General features: G+C 53.7%; 18 protein-coding genes and 2 pseudogenes. 7 read left to right on the top strand and 13 right to left on the bottom strand.

The genetic code is table 11. The features are described from left to right. Window positions 1-207: 207 nt before the first annotated feature. The gene (locus tag M7F93_RS02390) at window positions 208-1,626 is read right to left on the bottom strand and encodes an FGGY-family carbohydrate kinase (protein ID WP_298168475.1); all 1,419 of its coding nucleotides are present in this window, start codon (window positions 1,624-1,626) and stop codon (window positions 208-210) included. A gap of 965 nt (window positions 1,627-2,591) precedes the next feature. On the opposite strand from M7F93_RS02390, the gene M7F93_RS02385 reads away from it, so the two are divergent. Beyond that, a complete protein-coding gene (locus tag M7F93_RS02385) occupies window positions 2,592-2,960 on the top strand; it encodes a hypothetical protein (RefSeq protein WP_298168472.1) in 369 nt (122 codons plus the stop codon). Window positions 2,961-2,990: 30 nt separating this feature from the next. On the opposite strand, the gene M7F93_RS02380 is transcribed toward M7F93_RS02385, so the two are convergent. The 4 genes and pseudogenes from M7F93_RS02380 to M7F93_RS02365 all read right to left on the bottom strand — a co-directional run bounded on the left by M7F93_RS02380 (window position 2,991) and on the right by M7F93_RS02365 (window position 6,584). Further along, entirely contained in the window at window positions 2,991-3,137 is a 147-nt protein-coding gene (locus M7F93_RS02380; protein WP_298168468.1) for a hypothetical protein, read from the bottom strand. A gap of 174 nt (window positions 3,138-3,311) precedes the next feature. Beyond that, window positions 3,312-4,340, bottom strand: coding sequence for a hypothetical protein (locus tag M7F93_RS02375; RefSeq protein ID WP_298168465.1), 1,029 nt, complete (start codon window positions 4,338-4,340; stop codon window positions 3,312-3,314). A gap of 128 nt (window positions 4,341-4,468) precedes the next feature. Beyond that, a pseudogene (locus M7F93_RS02370) lies at window positions 4,469-5,397 on the bottom strand (putative inorganic carbon transporter subunit DabA). Continuing rightward, a complete protein-coding gene (locus M7F93_RS02365; protein WP_298168462.1) occupies window positions 5,289-6,584 on the bottom strand; it encodes a putative inorganic carbon transporter subunit DabA in 1,296 nt (431 codons plus the stop codon). The pseudogene M7F93_RS02370 and the gene M7F93_RS02365 overlap by 109 nt, the downstream one beginning before the upstream one ends. A gap of 254 nt (window positions 6,585-6,838) precedes the next feature. Between M7F93_RS02365 and istA the strand changes: the two genes are divergently transcribed. After that, window positions 6,839-8,359: an IS21 family transposase gene (istA, locus tag M7F93_RS02360; protein ID WP_298168459.1), complete on the top strand. Its 1,521-nt coding sequence runs from the start codon at window positions 6,839-6,841 to the stop codon at window positions 8,357-8,359. A 17-nt stretch (window positions 8,360-8,376) separates the two neighbouring features. Beyond that, a pseudogene (gene istB / locus M7F93_RS02355) lies at window positions 8,377-9,134 on the top strand (IS21-like element helper ATPase IstB). A 66-nt stretch (window positions 9,135-9,200) separates the two neighbouring features. Here istB and M7F93_RS02350 read toward each other — a convergent pair. Both M7F93_RS02350 and M7F93_RS02345 read right to left on the bottom strand, forming a co-directional pair. Further along, on the bottom strand, window positions 9,201-9,545 hold the full coding sequence (locus M7F93_RS02350; RefSeq protein WP_298168456.1) for a putative inorganic carbon transporter subunit DabA: 345 nt from the start codon (window positions 9,543-9,545) through the stop codon (window positions 9,201-9,203). A gap of 2 nt (window positions 9,546-9,547) precedes the next feature. Continuing rightward, window positions 9,548-11,197, bottom strand: a complete 1,650-nt coding sequence (locus M7F93_RS02345) for a proton-conducting transporter transmembrane domain-containing protein (RefSeq protein WP_298168453.1) — start codon at window positions 11,195-11,197, stop codon at window positions 9,548-9,550. A 461-nt stretch (window positions 11,198-11,658) separates the two neighbouring features. Between M7F93_RS02345 and M7F93_RS02340 the strand changes: the two genes are divergently transcribed. The 4 genes from M7F93_RS02340 to pyrC all read left to right on the top strand — a co-directional run bounded on the left by M7F93_RS02340 (window position 11,659) and on the right by pyrC (window position 14,591). After that, window positions 11,659-11,928, top strand: coding sequence for a hypothetical protein (locus M7F93_RS02340; RefSeq protein ID WP_298168451.1), 270 nt, complete (start codon window positions 11,659-11,661; stop codon window positions 11,926-11,928). Between the two features lie 66 nt (window positions 11,929-11,994). After that, complete coding sequence (locus M7F93_RS02335; protein WP_298168448.1) at window positions 11,995-12,873, top strand: DUF6671 family protein; 879 nt, start codon at window positions 11,995-11,997, stop codon at window positions 12,871-12,873. Between the two features lie 56 nt (window positions 12,874-12,929). After that, window positions 12,930-13,487, top strand: coding sequence for a hypothetical protein (locus tag M7F93_RS02330; RefSeq protein ID WP_298168446.1), 558 nt, complete (start codon window positions 12,930-12,932; stop codon window positions 13,485-13,487). A 66-nt stretch (window positions 13,488-13,553) separates the two neighbouring features. Further along, entirely contained in the window at window positions 13,554-14,591 is a 1,038-nt protein-coding gene (gene pyrC / locus M7F93_RS02325; protein WP_298168443.1) for a dihydroorotase, read from the top strand. 57 nt (window positions 14,592-14,648) lie between these two features. Here pyrC and M7F93_RS02320 read toward each other — a convergent pair whose 3' ends face one another. From M7F93_RS02320 to M7F93_RS02295, 6 genes are read right to left on the bottom strand one after another with little or no spacing between them, the layout of a single operon-like run. Next, window positions 14,649-14,873, bottom strand: a complete 225-nt coding sequence (locus M7F93_RS02320) for a hypothetical protein (protein WP_298168440.1) — start codon at window positions 14,871-14,873, stop codon at window positions 14,649-14,651. Beyond that, window positions 14,870-15,034, bottom strand: coding sequence for an antibiotic biosynthesis monooxygenase family protein (locus M7F93_RS02315; protein ID WP_298168437.1), 165 nt, complete (start codon window positions 15,032-15,034; stop codon window positions 14,870-14,872). Before M7F93_RS02315 ends, M7F93_RS02320 begins: the two co-directional genes overlap by 4 nt. A 17-nt stretch (window positions 15,035-15,051) precedes the next feature. Beyond that, window positions 15,052-15,378, bottom strand: coding sequence for a P-II family nitrogen regulator (locus M7F93_RS02310; protein ID WP_298168434.1), 327 nt, complete (start codon window positions 15,376-15,378; stop codon window positions 15,052-15,054). Continuing rightward, on the bottom strand, window positions 15,375-18,527 hold the full coding sequence (locus M7F93_RS02305; RefSeq protein ID WP_298168431.1) for a DUF2309 domain-containing protein: 3,153 nt from the start codon (window positions 18,525-18,527) through the stop codon (window positions 15,375-15,377). Before M7F93_RS02305 ends, M7F93_RS02310 begins: the two co-directional genes overlap by 4 nt. Continuing rightward, window positions 18,520-19,284 (bottom strand): hypothetical protein, encoded by a 765-nt coding sequence (locus tag M7F93_RS02300; RefSeq protein ID WP_298168428.1) that lies wholly within the window; start codon window positions 19,282-19,284, stop codon window positions 18,520-18,522. Before M7F93_RS02300 ends, M7F93_RS02305 begins: the two co-directional genes overlap by 8 nt. Window position 19,285: 1 nt before the next feature. Beyond that, on the bottom strand, window positions 19,286-20,974 hold the full coding sequence (locus tag M7F93_RS02295) for an NADH-quinone oxidoreductase subunit 5 family protein (protein WP_298168425.1): 1,689 nt from the start codon (window positions 20,972-20,974) through the stop codon (window positions 19,286-19,288). Window positions 20,975-21,212 lie beyond the last annotated feature (238 nt).

Genomic DNA, 21,212 nt, shown 5'->3' with positions numbered 1-21,212 from the left:
TGGACATTCGCTATCGTTCTCACCGCCTCGTCTAAGGTAACCGTCTCTTTTCCGCAGATTTGTTCGCCGATCGCAAGGGATGCGGTGTCGAGACCGTTGGTCAATTTCAATGACGGCGCTTTTTATCAAAATCGTCATTGGCTCCTTTCTGACATGATTTGGATATTCACGCCGTGCGTATTGCTCTGTGCGTTGCACGATCATCTACTAGTAGATCTCCGTTGAGAAAAAGAGCGTGGATAGCGCCTCAAAGTGCTCGCGGAACTGATGGTAATATTCCCGGTACTGCGAGGCGGCTGTGGTCTCTGGCAGGAACACCTGCTCCGTTGCGGGCTGGCGGGTCTGCAGGGTTTCCAGTTCGCCGAGATCGGTGCTGGCGGCGAGGAGCGCGCTGCCGAGGGCGGGATCACCGTGGGCGATGACTTGCACGGGCTTGTCGAGAATGTTGGCGCGCATTTGCATCCAGGGCAAATTGGCTGTACCCCCACCAGTGCTGAGGATGGCACCGACGATGGCGATCTGTTGTTCCTCAAGCGTGGCGTAACACCAGGCTTCGATATAGCTGAGCCCTTCGAGCAAGGCTTGAAAGCGCACCTCGATAGCGAGAGGGGGGATGCTGCTGCCGGGCCATTGGGGGGCGTTGAGAGGATAACGCTCGCCGGTGGTCGGCAGCGGATACAAGAGCTGGCCGCTGGGCGTCGCGGGTTTGAGGGCGGCACTCAGTGCCACCATTTGTGGGCGGCTGAAGTGGCGGAGTAGCGCGGCGCCACCGCTGTTGGAGGCGGCGCCCACCAGCGTATGCCGACCCAGATAATGGCTGTAAAGACCTTTCCCGGCATAGGGACGCGTATGGACGACCTTGATGGCGAGGGTCGAGCCGAGACTGCTGAGTGCCTGTCCGGGGCTATGAAGTCCGGCGGCGATGGCGGCGGCGACGCTGTCGGTACAGCCAGCGCGCACTACGGTATGCGCCGGTATCTGTAAACGTCGTGCCCAGTCCGGCCGCACGGTTCCGTAGTCTTCTCCTTCGCGTAGCGCGTGCGGCAACAGGGCGAGATCCACATCGGCAATTTTAAGCAGCCCTAATAGCGCCGGTGGGTAACTGAGCCGCGCCCCATCTAACCCCAGTTTGAGCAGATTGCCACGATCTGCTTGGCCAAAGAGACCAGTCAGCTGGGCGGCCACCCAGTCAGCCTGATGATGGATGTAACGCAGGTGTGGATAGTGCGGATCGTGACGGCGTAGCCAGAGGAGCTTGCTAAGCGAGCTGGCGGCACCCTGCGCGGCGTCAGCTGCGGGCCATTCTCGCGCCAGCCAGGTCGCTTCTTCCTGGGCGCGTTGATCGGAGTAGAGCAGAGCCGGGCCGAGGGAGGCACCTCGGGTGTCACAGGGCAACAGGGTCGCAGAGGTGCCATCGATACTGATGGCAGCCAAGGCCCGCCAGCCATCAGGGGACTGCCGTATTAGCGTGGCGGCGAGCTGCTCGATGCTCTCGAGCCAGACTGTGGCTTCGATGAGGGGACCAGGGTAGGGGAGTGCCGCGTGTGCGACGATCTGCAGGCCGTCGTCGATGAGCACTCCGCGCACGCCAGAGGTGCCGAGATCAATCCCCAAGTAGGTGGGCATCCGGGTGCCGTCAGTATTCGAGGGTCTGTTGGCTGGCCCAGTGCAGGGGCGGAAGCTGGTTTTGGGTGGTGGGCACCGGGAGCGCCTCCTGTCTAAACGTGCTTAAATTATACTATAGCAAAAACTCTCGTACCCCATGGGTCTCTCTCCACTATCGTCCTCTTGGCCTTCAAGTGTTCTCGCGAATGAAGCCTCCCCTATACTGCACTTCATTTATCGCCACTCTGTGCGCGCCGATAAACCTCTATGGGGAGAGGGGACGAGCTATGAGTTTTTGTGGCAAATCCAATAAGTATTCGCGAACTGGGCTAGCTCTGCGTCCAAAGCGATCTGCGACGATAGTATCACATTCAGCCGATGGGTACGAAGAAAAAATCGTCCTTTGCTGTTCGGTGTTGCTGCATCGGAAGAGAGAGGTGTACGGATTCTAACCATAGCAAAAAATGACAATAAATATATTTACCCAATACAGTGGGGTTACGTGATGTCAAAGGCTATGTTTCTACGAATATTTATTGGGTTATTTGGTATGGTATTTATCGTGCTAACATTCTGGTTGAGCGCATACTTTAATTTTAATGTTTCGATAAAACTGGTAATTATTTTGGCTTTTGCATTGGCGACATTTTTTACAGAAGTGATAATAGCTATCGATAATATAGAAAAAAGATTAAAAAATGATTTCCCGTCATTGGAGCTTTCTCATAAGGATTAGATTGCACTCAATAAAGCCATAAAGCTATATAATAAACTAAAAAAGAATAACACGGGTGTTTCTACCAGAATAGCTCTTGCGGATTTCGAGAAAATACATCATGTATTAAGTCAGGCAGAAAAATGGAGACTTTGTTTTTCATGATATTTATTCAGCTTCGATGATCTTGCTGGCGGCATTAGAGCCAGGACAGTCATTTAAAGTTGTAAGCAACCTTACCAAAAGGTTTTATTGGAAATCGGGAAAGGACATGTCTGAACATGCAAAGCTAAACTACCGGCAGGCAAAAAGAGGTATCCACACTGAACGTATATTTATTTTAAACAACAAAGATGATTTATCTGAAATAAAAGAAATCATGGAAGAACAGGAAGAAAATAATATCAACGTATCGTACGCTTTTAGAAGCGATTTAGACAAGCTGTTGCCATATGCTAGCTTTGCCATATCAGAAGAACAAACAGCAGGGATAATATCACACAGGGAGGATTCTTTGGGAAAAGTGACTATCACATCGAATAATGAGATAATCACTGATCTTGCCACAAAATTTGATGATATAAAAAGACAAGCACAAACTGTCAAGCTTGCATCAAAAATTCACCAGACTAATACCTAAATTCGTGTGTTTCTCATCGCTGTAACCCCACTAGCGGTAAAAACTCGCAGCACTCACGGATACCTTGCGGCAAAAGGCACCAACGCTCAATTCGCTGACAGGCTGCTTATCCAACAGCGCCTGCTGTGCAGGCTTCCGCACTGCGCCATCGGCATTCTTCCCTGTGACTGATTGCATTTCTAAGGCTCTCCTTGGTCACTATCGGGAACCTAATTGTCTATATTCTAAGAATCAGAAATATAATACTGCTGAGTTACCTGTTGCCTGGAATCCGCCGGTTCCGAGCATGCCTTGTTGGCTGACTCCGACACTGAAATGCTCCACGAAGCCTCCGGGGGCTTACTTTGAAAGTCAGCCATTATTCCACAAAGAATGATCCCTTTTGAGGAGCTCGTCATATGGAATATAGTGAGAGCAATCGGAGGAAAATGTCAACCCTACTGTACCGTTAAAGATATTGATTGATCCAGAGCGAAGATAAAACATTCCTTTCATGAGTCTCAATGTTCTCAAATTACTCAATATAGCCCGAATCTCCTGGTGGGTTACCACAGTTCCATCTGGATAGGAGCGCTTGGGATACGCCAAGCAAATATTCGGGTCAATTAGTTCTTCCATGGTCAGCAGACGATACCGATACGGATCATCCATCACCCAAAGTATGGCCTGGCTGCTGGAGAAATGCAGAATTACATGATACACGCCATGTACGAGTATCAATTCTTCCACCACACTAAGCACGGTATCCAGATGCCGATCCATTTTGCTTTCCGAACGCATCTTCGTAACGACCGTATCTGAAATGAACGGGTCTCCTTCGAAGCGCCGGGGATACCGGGGCTCTTCGTATATTTCGCTGGGCTGAGGCAAGTCCCTCAAAGCAAAATCAGCACCTATGAAACCGAGAAGTATTCCGTCACTGTCACGTACAAATTGGACAGCGGTTAATGACGGCCGTAGCGCCCGCAGACTGATGTAAGCTTCGCACAACAGAAAATCGACGGCTTGGACCCCCTCTCGGATATAGGGCCATTGCTGATACTGCGCCTCGCGATTTTTGTCAGAATATTCGGCGGCCAGCAAGGCTTCTCTGATGTATGGCCGGTCCGATCGATCCCGGCCAAAGTGCTCGGCGAGCAGACCTTCACGGCTGATGTTGGACGTTATCTGCACTCCACCGGTGTCCAACGCATATAGAAATTTACAGTGCGGCACGGTGGAGAAGGCCTCGTTCAATGCAGCCTCCATTTTTGGGCGGTCACCCCACACCCGACCGCATGCATCCGCCAGGTGGCGCAATGGGTCGTACAGCAACCCGGTAAGCAACGCACGTTGCTGAAATACCCGTCTGGGCAGAGAAGAGTCTTCGTGCGTACTCATAAAAAAGAACCCTCCATGGTTGCTGGTCTCTCCCGCCGACGTTGGTCAGATCTCCCACACATAGCTTCCATATTTCCTCCAATAGCCATCTCGGGCGAGTCTTGCTGCACAATACGGCAGAAATTATTTCACGTCATCCTTTGCCACTGCTTGTCGCATACGCGACGGTAAACACTGCCATCATCATCGATCTGGAAAAGATAAAGCCAACCATTATCCACCAGTTCTCGGACGAGAACGTGGCGGGAAATGACACTCTCCATCTCCGCCTGCGGGGCCTCAATCAACACGTTGAGACGGACCGGCTCATGGATCCAACGATTACCGTCGTGCAGAGACTGCATGGCAAAACCGACACGCAAGTCCCCTCCATTCCCCTCAAGAACACCGATAGATCCCCCAACGACATTATGTAGCACTTTATTGCCGCTACCGAAACGCAAAGTGTCTACCATAGAGCCGTAATATTGCATATTGATCCAGTTTGCCACCACCATGGGTGCAGTCATAATCAATTCCAATGTGGAGAAGCCCGCGTCTTTTTGCCAGTCATAATCATGCAAAAAAGCCCGACCCCCCAAGTCAACGCCCCTTGTCCTCTGGCGGGGGCCGCGATAAAAGCGGCGTTGCCAGCTAGTGCCCATTCAGGCCTGACCTCGGCCCAGTCCCGAGTGCGTCGCCGCATATCGCGCGTGACTACATCAGGAGCTTGAGAGGCCGTACCCAGCAGGGTGGCGCGCTCCATCCGCGTAAGTTCACCCGCATCGGCCAGCCATTGGCGGAGTTGCGCCAGATCTTTGGCGTGTGTTGCCGGCAGATCTTCCGTATCGAAGAGCATCACTTCATCTGTTGTGGTGTCATGCAATCCAGCGATGAAATAGGTGTCTTTCGGAATTTTAAGCCCTTTCTCCTCAAGGCCCCGGCGGGTCACCGGATCGTTTAGCAAGCTTACCGCAATCCGGGCACTGGCTTCTCCCGTCTGCCCGGCGCAAGCGCCGCAATCGAGTCCAGTCCCCTGCGGATTATTGACCGCGTAGTACTGCCATGGCCCGCCAATAAGATCAGGCGTGCGAATGTCTGCGTCAGGCCCATGTTTTTAAGGATGAATTCCCCGACCCCCGCCCGCTCAGTTTCGGATATTCCGGTACTTTTTGTACTGGATTTACCGTTACCGCTAGCGATCAAGCGTGGGCGCAGTCTCTGTTTCGTCTCACTATTAAGGCCCCTTTCGTCCGGATGGGGTACGGTGCGGGTCCAACCCATGCTGTCACCGAAAAGCTTCGGGGCATATATCAATCCGGTGGCTTCCACAAAGGTGAACGTCGACACTGCTGATGTTTTGAAACTCTTCCAGGCGGTGGCTACCCGTAGGCGTAATTGCCTTTTTGCGGCATGCCGTTGCTTTTCATCCTCGCTCGCATGACTCAGGTCCTCGCACACCCGATAAGGCGGATTGAAAATGACGGGGAGATGCCCTTTAGGCATATTCGCAGCGAATGGAACGTATTCCATGAGTACGCCAAAGAAGCCCGCGAATCCCAAGGTTTGAATGCCTGGCGCCACTGTTTCCAGCGCCCGGCGGATGATTTCGGAGCGCACGTCTATGCAAAACGCAGCCTGCGCCACGGGTCGCTCAGTGACTGCATTGCTTGACTTCGAGGCATTTAGTGATTTGATCAATGAACGCTGATAGCCGATTTCCAGCGCGGTCTGTAAAATGGCATCAACGTGCTCCGACGGTTGTTCTATCGCCCTATTTTTTTGGGTGTGCAACATCAGGTGCCATTGCTTTCGTGCGGCGATATCAACACAGCTTGTGTGAAGAATGGCATCCCAACACACGCGGATGGCGAGAAGATCACGCAAGGATTGATCGGTCTCACCCTTCAATTCGGCCTGCCAACGCAAATATCTAGCCCAACCCGCCCAGCCTCCGATACTCAGGAGTGCTGCAAAGAGATAATCATCAGTCAGATCGAACGGGACGGAGAGTTCCTTCAGAGCCCAGGCAATAGCCGTTTCTGCGGCTGCCGGGAGTGCAGCGGCCGCTTCTCCAATCCCGCGCAAACCGATCATTCGCGGGCTCTTGTCGAAATGCATGAACTTTAACCAACCCTGATACATCGGGCCATCGCGCCACGGCATGCTCCATGCGGCCTGCCCCTCGTCAAAGTAAGCCGCGCAATATTGGCTAATCCTTTCCACAACGAAGCCCGGCCAATTCCGACGATCATCGGCGAACATGGCATCCGCGAAGGCTGGGAAGGGCACATTGCGACTGGCCGATCGCTGTTGCGTATTCCGGGGCATCGTGGGCACCTATTCCGTTTGATCGTGGGCAGTGATTCCGATTGATGGTGGGCACTTTTGCGGATTTTCCGGAACCGGTGCCCCGGTTTCCCCTTGGCGAAAAGAAAACATTTTGGTCATTCATTGACTTAAACGGCATCCTTGGCTCTTTTTACAGGAGATCAGGGATGCCCACACCGAGGATGACCATGAGAGCAATTCAAGAAGTGATCCGTTTACATGCTGCGGGCCTCAGCCAGCGGCAAATTGCGCAGGTCTGCCGACTTTCTAAGGGAGCGGTTGGCAAATATTTGCAGAAGGCCGAACAGGCCAATGTCTCTTGGCCTTTGCCCGCCGAAATGGACCCGGAAAAACTGGAAGCACTGCTTTTCCCCAGCCATCGATCCGCCACTGTGACGGCGCCGGTAATGCCGGATTTTGGGGCGATTCATACGGAGATGCGGCGCAATGGCATGATTCTGCAGTTGTTGTGGGAGGAGTACGTGGCGGCGCAGAGCGGGCAGCGCGTCTATCAGTATTCCCAGTTCTGCACTCACTATCGGGCCTGGAAAGGCCGCCTCAAGCGCAGCATGCGCCAGAACCATGTGGCCGGTGAGAAACTCTTCATCGATTATGCCGGTCCCACGGTGCCGGTCATTGACCCTGGCACCGGAGAGATTCGCCAGGCCCAAATATTTGTAGCGGTGCTGGGGGCTTCCAGCTATACCTATTGCGAGGCCACCTGGAGTCAGAGCCTCGGCGACTTCCTGGGCTCTCATGTGCGGGCGCTCCGGTATTTTGGCGGAGCCCCCGTACTGTTGGTCCCCGACAACCTCAAGGCGGCCGTCACCAAGGCGTCCCGCTATGAGCCGCAGATCAATCGCAGCTATCAGGATCTGGCCACCCATTACGGGGCCGTAGTGCTTCCGACACGCCCCTATAAACCCAAAGACAAGGCGAAGGTCGAGGTCGGCGTGCAAGTGGTGGAGCGCTGGATTCTGGCGCGTCTACGCCACTTCCAGTTCTTCTCGCTGATGGATCTCAACATGGAGATCCGCCGCCTGCTGGAGGATCTGAATCAGCGCCCCTTCAAGCAGCTACCCGGCAGCCGTAAAAGCACCTTCGAGGCTTTGGATCGACCCGCCCTAAAACCCCTGCCAGCGCAGGATTATGTCTTTGCCGTCTGGAAAACCGCCAAGGTCAGCATCGACTACCACATGGAGTATAACCGGCATCGTTACTCGGTCCCTTACCGTCTGGCCCATGAGCGGGTCGATCTGCTGGTCAGTGCCCGAACCGTAGAAATATTCCATCAGCAGCAACGGGTGGCCAGCCACCTGCGCGAGGACAGCCGGGGCCGCTACAGCACCCTGACGGAGCACATGCCCAAGGCCCATCAGCGGCATAGCGAATGGACTCCGGGACGGTTGTTGAACTGGGCGCTCTCCATCGGTCCTGCGACTCGGGATGTGGTGCGCTGGCAACTGGAGAGCAAGCCCCATCCCGAGCAGGGTTACCGCTCCTGCCTGGGTTTGCTCAGCCTCTCCCGCAGCTATGACAAAACCCGCCTGAATGCTGCTTGTCTCCGGGCGATGAAGGTGGGGTCCCCCACCACCAACAGCGTCAAATCCATCCTGCAACAGGGACTGGACCAGATACCGGAGGCACCTCAAAAGGCGGCCCCACTGCCCACTCACGACAACATCCGCGGACCCCGCTACTACCATTGAGCAGGAAGGAAAATCGCATGTTACAACAACCCACTCTGAATGCGCTGCGGCAACTCAATCTGCACGCCATGGCCGATGCGCTCGACGAACAGTCCCGCCTCCCCCAGATCCAGGATCTCTCCTTCGAAGAGCGTCTGGGACGCTCCTGGACCGGGAACTCTGTGCCCGGGATCAACGCCGTCTGACGCGCCTGCTGAAGCTCGCCCATCTCAAGCAGAATGCCTGTGTGGAGGATATCGACTATCGCGGCTCCCGTGGACTGGACCGATCCAAGGTGATGGCACTAATCCAGAACACCTGGATTCGGCAAGGCCATAATCTGCTAATTACTGGCGCCACCGGCACCGGCAAAACCTGGCTGGGCTGTGCCCTGGGGCATCAGGCCTGCCGTCAGAGATTGAGCGTGCGGTATCTGCGCTTGCCCCGCCTGTTTGAAGAACTCCGCATTCGTCATGGTGACGGCAGCTTCGGGCGTTATCTGAATACGCTCGCCAAGGTGGATTTGCTTATCTTAGACGACTGGGGGCTTGCCCCCATGAATAGGGAAGACGTTCGAGATTTATTGGAGATCATTGATGACCGGGTGAACCAACGAGCCACACTGATTACCAGCCAACTCCCGGTGGATCATTGGCATGAATACTTGGGAGAACCCACCGTGGCCGATGCGGTACTGGACCGGCTGCTGCAAAGTGCCCACCGATTGGATTTGAAGGGAGACTCCCTGCGTCGTCATCGTGACGCTCACGAAATACCAAAAGTTGACCCATCGTGACCACCTGAGCATAAAATGGCGGTGACCGGAATGTACGCTTTTCGGGGGTGCCCACGATCAGCGGAATCACTGCCCACGATCGCCGGAATGCGCACGCTGTTTCATCGCCGGCTCGAGCTGGGCCACATTCCAAGTGCTGTGCATCTCCTTCAGTGCTTCGTCCAAATCCTCTTGGGTGATCCGTCCGTTGGTGATCTGTTCTTCGTAATATGGCCGTGGCATTGTCAGACCCTCGCCGGTGATCTTGCGAAGCGTCTGATCCGCTTGCCAGAAAGGTTGATCGCGCAAGCCAAAGTATGGATTTACCGCAACAAAGTGCTTGAGCGGCCAGAGGGGAGCAATTCTCTGGCATGCTCCTTCAATGTTCGCTTTGATGTCCTGATGCGGGGCGGATGTCGCTGGTGCTTTCATGTCTACTCCTTCGGGAACTGAAATTGTGGATTTGCCGCATCCAGTGTTTTCCCTCTCTTCGATGCGTGAAGAAAGGCCATCTGGCTAAAAACCAGATCAACATATAGTCCATTGTATAGGTCCACATACACGGCCTGCCAAAAAGGCGACTTCTGCAGACGGGGCAAAAGTTGCTGAATGTGCAACAAGGAAAGAAAAGCCACGACGATAAGCGCCAGTAACCAGATTGGAATATGATCAGCCTGTAGGGTATCACTGGGAATGCTGGTGCCCAGCAAGTCGGAAGACAGATCATGCAGCCCAAAATAGGCTGAACAGACAATGATGCTTAACAGAGCCACTCGGGAAAGCAAGGTGCCGGCTCCGACTCCAGACCTATTGAGGGCTTGCAGCAGGAGCTGGCCCATCGCAATGGCGACGATGGCGCCAATCGTCAGCAAAGTGGGTTGCTTTTGCAAATCAATGCCAAATGCCATGGCAACGCCAAAGGTGACCAGCCCTGATATAACAATTGCCAATTCCGCGCGTCCGAGCGTTTGCTTAATATTGAGCTTCTGGATCATCGGTCCACGGAAATTGTCTACCACGCTCCCGGAAGACAGGAATGCATGCGCCTTATAGACGGAGTGAGCGACAATATGGAGTACCGCAATACTGTACAAACCCAAGCCACATTCCATGAGCATGAAACCCAGTTGCGCAGAAGTGGAATACGCCAGTGATTCTTTGATATTGGTTTCCGTCATCATCATGAGAGATGACACCGTTGCAGATAAAAGCCCCGCAATGATGAGTACGGTCCAGGCCCAACTTACGTGGGTGACCATGGGACTGACACGCAAGAGCAGAAATGCCCCGGTATAAATGAGTCCCGCATGTAATAGCGCCGAAACCTGCGTGGGGGCCTCCATAACCTGAATAAGCCAACCACGCAGAGGGAATGTCCCGCTCTTTAAAATAGCACAGAGCACAATCAGGCCTGTTGCGATCTGCAAGCTGGCAGGAAGACTTCCGTGCCACGCGTGCATCCACTGTGCGATTCCTGAAAACTCTGCCCTTCCAGTGGTCCGTGCTATCAGCAGAAAAGCAGTGAAAAGGCTCACGTCGGCGACACGCGAAAACAAATATTTTTTGCGTGCGGCCATCACGGCGAGTGGACGTTCGCGATAGAATATCAATAACTGATGTAAAAACAGACTGGCGGCGACAAATGAAATCCAGAATCCCCAGATATTATCTGTCACAATCAACACTAGAAATGCGCCAACCGTCAGACTCAGCCATCGGTGGAACCGTCCCTCATGAGCGTCCCCTACCATATACGTGGCGGAGAATCGAGAGACAATCATTCCCATGAAGGAGACCAACAGGAACATAATGAGAGTCAATGGATTGACCAGCGTTCGGATGGCAAATGAGCCTAATTCCCAAGGCAGATGCATCGACAGATAGGTCTGTGAATGCTGTGCCATCGTCACATACATTACCGTGGCAGAAATGCTACAAAGTAGCGCAAACCAATTGGCACCGCCGCTCAGCGACTTGACCCAGCGCGCATGATGGTCCGCACGGATTCCGACAAGTAAACCCACCAATAGCAACGGCCATGGCGCAACCAACATAAGAAGAGAGGATGCAATATTCGCAATCATGCGCAGCTCCTGCGTGAAGTCTGAAATGTAACCCGGTGACCGCTTGCTACAGCTTTGCGAAGTGAACAGTAACCTGTATATCGATAAATAATAAGTTAAGATTTATAACATTGATGTTTTACTTATCTAAATGTATTGGCCCATGCCTAAAACTGTGGACAAATCCAGAGCACTTCGAAAAACTAACTTTTTGGCCTTTCCCGCTTGAGAAGTTCGCCGACGGGCACACCCAATTATATTTAGTTAATGTTAAATATAATCGTAAAAATATTTAACTTTTGTTAAAACAGAGCCACCCCCACACTCTTCTCCAGTCATCGCCCCTCTGTGCGCGCCGACAGAACCCGATGGAGAGTAGAGTATTTTGCCCATGTGATATCGGGTGCGGGCCATGAGGTCTCGTGATAAACGCAAGAGTGTTCCAGACGATGTCTGTCTTGAATGGAGCAACGGGAGGTTTTATGTCGTTTTTCAGGCAAATAGCAAGACCTGCAGCAGATTTGAGGCTTTCGGCTTTCGAGCTTGCTCAGGACATTGATGCCATTTCGTCAAAGGGGGCACTGTCCCCTGAAGAATTCAACGGCGCCCACGCCCGGGCGGCAGGGCATTATGTCTGCGTGCGTTATCACCACGATCAAGAGCCGTCTTTTCTTAGTATCCATGAAGCGCGCCGTTACTTGGCATGGCTCCGTGCCGGTCACGTTGGAACCCACTGGAATGTGGCGGATTGACCAAATGAAGTCGGGGTTGCCCTGGCAACCCCATGGCCTGTGCTTTTTGGGGAGTCATGCCAGTAAATGCCTGAGCTAGAGCATGCAAAACATTCGCGTTTGAAAAACGCCATCTACAAAGATTCAAGCGTGGCCCTCCTTACCCAGCACGGCAAGGAGAAAGTCATTACTCCTATACTGGCCGCCGCCATTGGTTGCGATGTTGTCCTGGTGACAGGCTTTGACACGGACCAGCTAGGTACCTTTACCCGCGACATCCCCCGTGCTGGCACCCAAATCGAGGCGGCGCGGAAAAAGGCGCGCATCGGTATGGATCTGGCGCATTTACCCCTGGGACTCGCTAGCGAGGGCAGTTTTGGGCTAGACCCATTTACCGGGATGTTTCCCTTAAACGTAGAAATGATCGTCTGGATCGACGATACGCTCGGGATCGAAGTGGTGGGTGTTGCCTCGGGTAGAACCAACTTCTCTCATCTGCTCGCTGCCAACTGGGAGCAGGCCGAGGCATTCGCCCGTGCGACAGATTTTCCCGAACACGGGATGGTAGTACGTCCGCACCATGAGAGCGACTCCCGCGTCCGCAAAGGGATTGCCGACTGGGCATCGCTGCGCGAGGCCTTTTTCTGGGCCTGTGGTGAGGCGGACAACGGCTGCGCCTTCCTGGAAAGCGACGTGCGTGCCCATATGAACCCCATGCGCATGGAGATCATTGCTTCGGCCACACGGGATCTCGCACACAAGCTTTGCACCCCATGCCCGATCTGCAACACGCCCGGCTTTCAGATCGTGGAGCGCGTCTCCGGACTGCCTTGCGAGGATTGCGGCGCCCCGACACGGGACACCCGGGCGGAAATCCACCATTGTGCCAGGTGTGGCCACCAGGTCACGCTGGAACGCCCGGAGAAGGCCGCTCCAGCGGGCCACTGCGACTGGTGCAATCCGTGAATCCGAAACGGCATGACAGCCATGTGTCGGCAGCCCGAATTGAGGAGTATCCCATCATGACAACGACTACCGAGGAAGTGCGGGATGTTCCAATAGCACGTTTGTTTCTTTTCGTGCGGAGAACAGACGACCTTGCCAGTGCCTGCCAGCAGGTCGAGGCGTTTCTTGCGTTTTGTCGCAGTCGCCAAAGCGATTCCTTTGCCAATGAACGTTTCTTGGGCGCCTGGGTGGATAAGCACACAGTCACTAGCCTTCCTCAAGAATGGGTACGGCCATTGTCAGCCACGCAGACACTTCTTCTCACGATGCGGGAAATTTTTGCCTTGTGGGGTATCTGGTCAGTCGCCTCGATCGAGGCAGTATGCCGGGAGACCAATGAGGGGATGGCGCTTTCCCATAACCTACTGCTTGATGCGCTGATTGCGCTTACGCAGGGAGACACCGGGACCGTTGGCGCTTATTCACCGGTCTTCGCGCGTGGCACCCCCATGGAACAAGTGCATGCCGAGATCACGCAACTGAGTCTTAGCTACCCGCTTCGGATTGCCGACCCAATTTATTGCGACCCGGATACGGGTGCTTTGTCCTTACAGGACGAACTGTCATGCCATTGAAAAAATGAACACGGTAGAATCGACCCGGATGGTTATACTCTGACTTTATGCGCCAGGAAGGTACCCATGGTGAAGCGACTGACGCTCATACGCCCCGACGATTGGCATCTCCATCTTCGGGATGGCGCGATGATGGCCGCGGCACTCCCCGACACCGCGAGGTGCTTTGCGCGCGCCATTGTCATGCCCAATCTTCAACCTCCCATCACGACCGTCGATTTGGCGCAGGCCTATCGCGACCGCATCCTCGCGGCACTCCCAGCGGATATGCGCTTCGAGCCGCTCATGACCCTTTATCTCACAGGCAATATGCCGGCAGCAGAAATTGAGAAGGCAAAAAACAGTGGTTTTGTGCAGGCGGTCAAGTACTACCCGACCGGCGCAACCACCCATTCCGAGCATGGCGTGACCGATCTGAAGCGTGTCTATTCAGTGCTCGCGGCGATGGAAAAGCAGGATCTGCCGTTGTTGCTGCACGGCGAAGTGACCGATCCGACCGTGGACGTGTTTGACCGTGAGGCGGTGTTCATCGACCGGCACCTCATGCCGTTGACGCGCGATTTTCCCGGCCTGCGCATGGTGCTGGAGCACATTACCACGCGCGCGGCGGTCGACTTCGTCCGGCAGGCCCCCGACAACGTGGCCGCGACGATTACCGCACACCATTTGCTGCTCAACCGCAACGCGCTATTCGAGGGCGGGTTACGGCCACATTATTACTGCCTGCCGCTCCTGAAGCGGGAGACGCAGCGCGCAGCGCTTGTCGCCGCCGCCACAAGCGGCAACCCGAAGTTTTTTCTCGGCACCGACAGCGCGCCGCATCCGCGACACGCCAAGGAGTCCGCCTGCGGCTGTGCCGGCATCTATAGCGCACACGCCGCAGTGGAACTGTATACCGAAATTTTCGAGCGCGCCGGTGCGCTCGACCGCCTGGAGGCCTTCGCGAGCTTCCACGGACCCGATTTCTACCGACTGCCGCGCAACCGGGACACCCTCACCCTGGAGCAGCGGATCTGGACGGTGCCCGAAGAACTGCATTTCGGGCAGGACACGGTGGTGCCGCTGCGCGCCGGCAAAACAATGGCGTGGACAGTGCTGACATGAGCCGGCAGTGTGTCGGCCCCCAGGATTCCGTAAATTTCCGCTGCATTTTGCCGCGGCTTACACATACTCAGGAGGGTAATGATGCCTGACAACCGCAGAAGCAAGACCGTCACGCAGGGCGTGCAGCGCTCCCCCAACCGGACCCTGCTGCGTGCGGTGGGGTTTGGTGATCAGGACTTCGACAAACCTATCGTCGGCGTGGCGAATGCGCACAGTAGCATCACGCCTTGCAATATCGGCATCGGCGCGCTTGCCGCGTGTGCGGGGTGCTGCCGCCCTCATAAACATTCCATGGCGTAGTCGATGCTGATTTCCCGGTCGGCCACGGGCCGGAAACGCCGGTTGGTGAAGGCCACATAGTCAGGGTGCTCGTGATAGGAATTGATTACTTCCGGTGCCGCAAAACGCACCCGCCAGCAGTAGCGGTATTGAGCGCTATTCACAAAAATACCTTGCAAAGTTAGTTCTTGAACTTCACCAGACGGCTGACCTGAATATCGGTCACGAAAACCACTCCAGTGTGCTTCTCAAAAAAAGGGGCGAAACCTTCCAGGATGGGAGGCACCAACTCCTCTGGAACAGCCACAATGATCATGATCAACACATCATCTTCGTTAAACATGACATGCCCATTATGAATACCGTGACTGCCCTTTCCGGAAAGATTTCCGACAATGGTGTATCCCTTTACACCAGAACGATCTAGGAGATCCGTAGCGAAGTCTTTGTGGACACCTTCCATGATGATCTCCAACTTCTTCAGTGGACTCAGATTCAGGGTTTTCATGCAATATCCTCCATAAGGGGCTGACTCATTGATAACTCGGATCGTTCCTGCAAGCGGAACGCACCATCATCCAGCACATAGGCACGATACGCGTCTTCCGGGTCCATAATAATGACTCGCACCCAGGCACCGCCCACCAGCGCCTTAATTTTCACCAAATTACCGACCGCTTTCTGCACAAAGGACAGCGGCGCCTCCACGAGCACGATCAGACGTACCGGTTCATGATAAGGTTTACCGTCCTTGAGAACAGTCTGGGTAGGCAAGCCGGTACGTAAGTCACTCTGATTACCGGTCATCACCGCAAATCTGCCGGCCACATTATGATACGCTTTGCTACCACTACCATAGTGCTCGGTATCCACTACCGAAAAATAGTGTTCCAAGTTGATCCATTCGCCGACCACCATAGGACTGGACAGAATCGTCTCCAGAAGACGTCCCTTGGGATCGAGGCGATAGTCGTACGAATGCAGAAAAGCCCGACTTTCCAGATCCAGCCCTTCTGTCAGTTCGCGTTTGCCCACAATCGCATAGACATTCCGGGCCAGCCCCCACTCCGGACGCACCTGAGACCAGTCATGCGCCTGCCGCCGAGCCATCATTACCGCCGCGTAAGGTTCCTCAGCCAAGCGTCCAGGACCACCCAGGGTGGGCATACGTTCTGCTGCCGAGCGTCGGGAGGCAGCAGAAAGTCCATTACGCAAACGTTCCAGATAGAGCAGATGCCGGGCCGGTAACAAATCGATATCCATGAGCTCGACCGCGTCCGTCGTGGTGTTGTGAACGGCGGGCATGAACCAGGAATCCTCCGGAATGACTATACCTAAGTCACGTAGACGTCGTCTGACTTCCGGCTTGTTGGCCATGGCGGCAAAAACACGCGCATTGGGGAGGCCCTTACCACCACCACAGGCACCACAATCCAAAGCTGATTCATAAGGATTGTTTTGGGTCTGACTTTCATGCGCCACCATCAGTACAAAACGGGAGAAATTACGATTCAGTCCAACCAAAAGAAGCGATTGAGAAATATAACGAACCTGTTCATCCACACTAAAGCCGATGCGTCCGAGTCGCTCCATTTGCAAACTCATTTCATGACGCTCTACCCGATAGATATCACGAAGCTTCTGGATAAATGCCATTTCATCCTGATCACTAATATCTCGCCTCTGCGCCAAGTCGCTGGGGCCCTGTGCATTTTCGAGGGCAATTTCCCGCAATTGCCGGACATCATCATCGGTCACCTGATCACGAGGTATGTTCCACTCCTTGATCAAGGCACGAACAATCATGGCACGTTGTACCGCACGCAAAATAGAGTTCGCCTGGTCATGACTCAGCTTATCCAGTAGCAGGCGCGTAACGGGTTTATCCGCATGCAGACGGTCGTGCAGCTGGTGATAAGTAAGTGGTGCCACAGTCTTACCGATCAATCCGAGACTAAATATCAAACCGACGGCTTCAACGGCCACAAATGGTGAAAGCACCGATCCCTTGAGGTCATGCAGCACATGTTCCAGAGCGCCATAAAGTGGCTCCTCTTCGAGCTCCAGTGCTGCAGGAATCTCGAGAATCAGGTTTTTTGGAGTTTGAATCGCAGGGCAAAGGTGCACCTCAGTGCCTTTGCCGTATCCCAAAAAACTGATCGGAACGCCAAAAAAGCCACCGATGCCAAATGTCTCATAATCACCAATAGCCTCCAGATGCCGACGCATAGGTTCGGAGCGCACATCAATACATAACATGGCCTGAGCAAAGGGGCGTTTATCTACTGGCGGAGCCGAGGCTTTGGGAATATTGACCCGATTGATCAACGCCTTGATGTAATGCGTTTCCATGGAACGCAGCCAGACAAAGCCCTCTCCCTTCTCCCAATTACGCACAACCTCCATAAATTCGTGCAATTGCGCAGGAGTCATCGCCATCAGCTCTGCCTCCGCATCTCCACCCATGGTCGCGGCCAGTCGACGCAGATGGGACGCCTGACGCTCGCCCTCCCAACGGGATTTGTTATCCATGTACGCATGGGCGAGTTTTTCAAAACTGGGACGACGGCGGCGAGCCAGAACATCCTCGACACGATGGGCCCACGCCGGGAGGATGGATCCGGTATGCAGTTCAAGACGCAGATAAGCCCCCAGGGGATCGGCGTGAACAAATGCCTGCACCGCCTCGGCGTTCGCCGGACAGTCATGATGCCGGACCGCCTCCTGCAGAAGCGCCATCCCCAGAACCATGCGCACCGCCAGAAAGTCCGTTAGATCCGCCGGAAACTGCTCCGCCCAATAGTAATATCTTGCCGAGCTCCGAAAGCGAATAAACCCGGCCCACCCATGCAGGCGAGTCAATTGTCGAGTGATATATCTCTGCCAGGATTCCTCAGGCACTTTGAGCCGTTTCAGGATGTGCGCGACCATTCCCTCGGGAGTCTCTTCAGACTCCAGCAGCTGTCGCAACTGCAAGCCACGCAAGAAAAAACGCACATTGTGCTGTGCTACCTCCTTCCAGGCAGCAAAAAATCCCTGGTCACGTCCCGGTGCCTGCCAGGCGGATTGCCCCTCATCAAAAAAATCCAGACAACTCTTGATGAGAAGTTCGTCCAAGGTTTGGCCGATATCCGTTCCAAATAGACGATCAATGTTGGCGTAAACCGGGCCATCCGGAGCAATTTTATGAGCGAGTATCACACCAAGCTGAAGCTGCTGCGTGTCCCTATTCATGGCCGTTGATTGACCATGCAGAACGTCATGAAGAAGCTGTCCGTTGAGCCAGTCCGTTTTCGGTACCACCTGCTCACTCTGACAAACCGTCAGTAAAGACCAGAGCCATTTCCGGAGCGCCACACCGGGCAATACCCCGGGAAGCGCACTCAAGAAATCGTCAAGATACTTTTCAAGCTTGGCATCATCCACTTTTCCGGCAAGGCGATATTCTTGGTACTGACTTCTTGAAAGATATCCACGACCATGGAAAAGTGTGTTGGCTTCTTCTATCGCTGCATCAAAAGACAGATGCTCAAGACCAAAAAGCGGATTGTGATGAATGAAGGTACGCATCGGCCAGAACCGTGGAATCGGTTCACTGGCCACATAAATCATCGAACGAACATTGAGCCGGTCGCCCAAGGTTAATTTATTATCCATGCGCCCCCCAAAAAATGCCTCCAACCGCAAATAGTCCCAGCACGAGGCCGCCCAACCAGGTGCCGCCCACTGTCAGATCCTCAAGTAACTCACCCCGGTAGATACCGAAGAGTAAATCCTGCAAAAACCGTCCTACGGCCCAGCCCCAAAGCAACAAAACCAGAAGGCCCCCTGGGATCCATAGCAACGGCAGAGCCTTTACCACGTAGAATAGGATGAAAAAATTGGGAAAAATCGGCGTCGCCGAAGCTGCGAGGGCGGTGAGCGTGACCAGCGCGGAAAGACGGGGCAAGACCGTCGCCAGTCCACCCGTCAGCCCCAGGTAGGCCCCCCCCATCCGTTGCTTGAGAAGTCCTGCCCAGACCAGCATCAGCGCGCCGGGGATCGACCAAGACAGCGCAACTGACTGTAGAATAAGGGGATCTAGGTTCTGCCCATGTAGCAACCAGGTTAGTGCGAGCCCAGACGTCGTCATCAGCCGTGCCCAGACCTGCACTTCACGGGTACTAGCCGCACGAAAGGCGTAGAACACTGCCGTAAAAAGCGCTATGACGCGCAAGTTGGGATCCAGCCCAACCGGTAATGCCTGCCATGCTCCAGAATGTATCAAAAGCAGCAAACCCAACTGTGGAAACACCAGAATAGCCAGAGCCTGAGCCCAGAATCCCGGAGCGCTGGCAAGCAGCTTGTTAAAAATCCAGCTTAACGGAAACCACGGAAGCAATGTCCCAGCCATGATCCAGATCAAGATATCCATATCAGCACCACCGTAACAAAATATTCAAGCGATGCGAAAAAACCAAGAGAAGCTGCGTCAGCCTTGCATAAATATCGTTCACATATAATTCCCTGGAGAGCAGGGCATACATCGAAAGATAAGCTCCGCGCCAGCGTCCCTTATCGACATGATCCCACCAGCCGGAGGAATCGGCAAAGAAGGTCAGTACCCAGCCGCCAACGAATAAAAAGGCAAGAAAAATGACCAGCGCATCGAAAGCGAATGCATTAATACTGGCGGCAGCATAAAGCTTTTGGCTGACGCCATGCGGGTAGAGAAAATTACTAAAATAATGACTGATCAGAGTGTAACCAATCACAACGAGTACGAATGATTCTAATATCCCACCCATAAGCCGCCACGGATTAGTGTGCGTCATCTTATGGGTTGCAAATAGTGCCTGCGCTCCAGTTACCCAGCCGAAAAACAGAAGAATGATGACGCCCTGCTCGTAAAGCAATTCCGAAGACACAAAGAAATGGGACAAGGTCAAAACCGCCACCGGCACTAGAATGGTTAGAGCCGCCGCCGCGAGCCAAGGCAAGCGGGAAGGCTTCGCCGGTCGCCGCTCAACAATGGCGGTGTAAATGGAATCGGGGGGTACACCATCGTGAGCACGTGCTTCACCGATGACATTTCCCGCACTCAGAAACATCGAGCCCTTGAAAAAACCATGGGCTATCAAATGGAAAATGGCGAGGGGAAAAGCGCCCACGCCGCACTCCATGACCATGAAACCCATCTGCCCCATGGTGGAATAGCCCAGAGAGCGTTTCACATCATTTTGAATCAACATCATGGCCGAGCCGATAATCGCCGTGACCAAGCCCACTATGAAAGCCATGTGCAGAGCGCCTCCCGCATACTCGAAAACCGGTGCGAAACGATTAAAAAGAAATCCACCGGCATTGACGATGCCTGCGTGCATCAATGCGGAAACCGGGGTCGGTCCGTCCATGGTATAAGGCAACCATCCATGGAGTAAAAACTGTGCAGAGCGGGCGAAAGCCGCAAAAGCCAGAAGAAAACCCACCAGCTCCGGAATAGATAATCCCCAAAAAGCATGAAGATGCGGATTTATCTGTATCTGCGTAAAAATAACTGGCAGGGATATGGAATGGTAGGTTTTGATCAACACAAATGCGGCGAACCAAAGCGGCAAGTCGCCTGCCCGGTAAGTGATTTGTGTCCAGAAGGCGTAGCGCCCCGCTGCGGGGCGGTTGGTATCATGGCCGAGGAGAAAATAAAGAACCACACCGACGAGGAACCAGGTCACCAGCAGGGTAACCAAATCTGCCGCAGAAACCATGAACAAAATGATCGCAGTCATTAGATCCAATAAGGCAAAGAACCGTGTATAGTTCGGTTCTTCAACCATGTACCGTACCGAGTACATGTGTACAAGCAAACTAATTCCACTGACAAATACCCACATGATCAAACTGAGGGGATCTAACCAGATGCTGCCCCAATGGATACCGATATGTACCACCTGCGAATGGCCAGCGACCACATAGTAGCCGAGCATGACCAGTGACAGAAAAAAAGTGACCAATGTGGCTATCACGCTGACCCGTGCAGATATTCTGCGTTTTGAACGCAGGAAAAGAAATATAATGATTGCCGACAACACCAGCAGAAATGGTGTGATTATTGTCAGAATTTCCATCTCGTCCTCTTACGCCTCCCTATAAAGCTATTTGGTCATGGAAATATAGAGTTGTGGTAATTTTCCTGGCATTTTATCGACATGATCCAGAATCAAATAATTACGTTGACAGAAAATCATAAATACATATTTGTCGGCATAAAGATCTAATAACAAAAAGAACGTGCGGATACCCTTACGATTAATATATTCCACCGTTTTTTGTATCGAAACGCAAATATTGGGGATCGCGCACATC

The organism is Acidithiobacillus sp. (genome assembly GCF_027322205.1).
In the GTDB taxonomy this organism is placed as follows: Bacteria; Pseudomonadota; Gammaproteobacteria; order Acidithiobacillales; family Acidithiobacillaceae; genus Acidithiobacillus.
The sequence above is the reverse complement of the archived record's forward strand: the minus strand, read 5'-3'. Positions and strand labels throughout refer to the sequence as shown.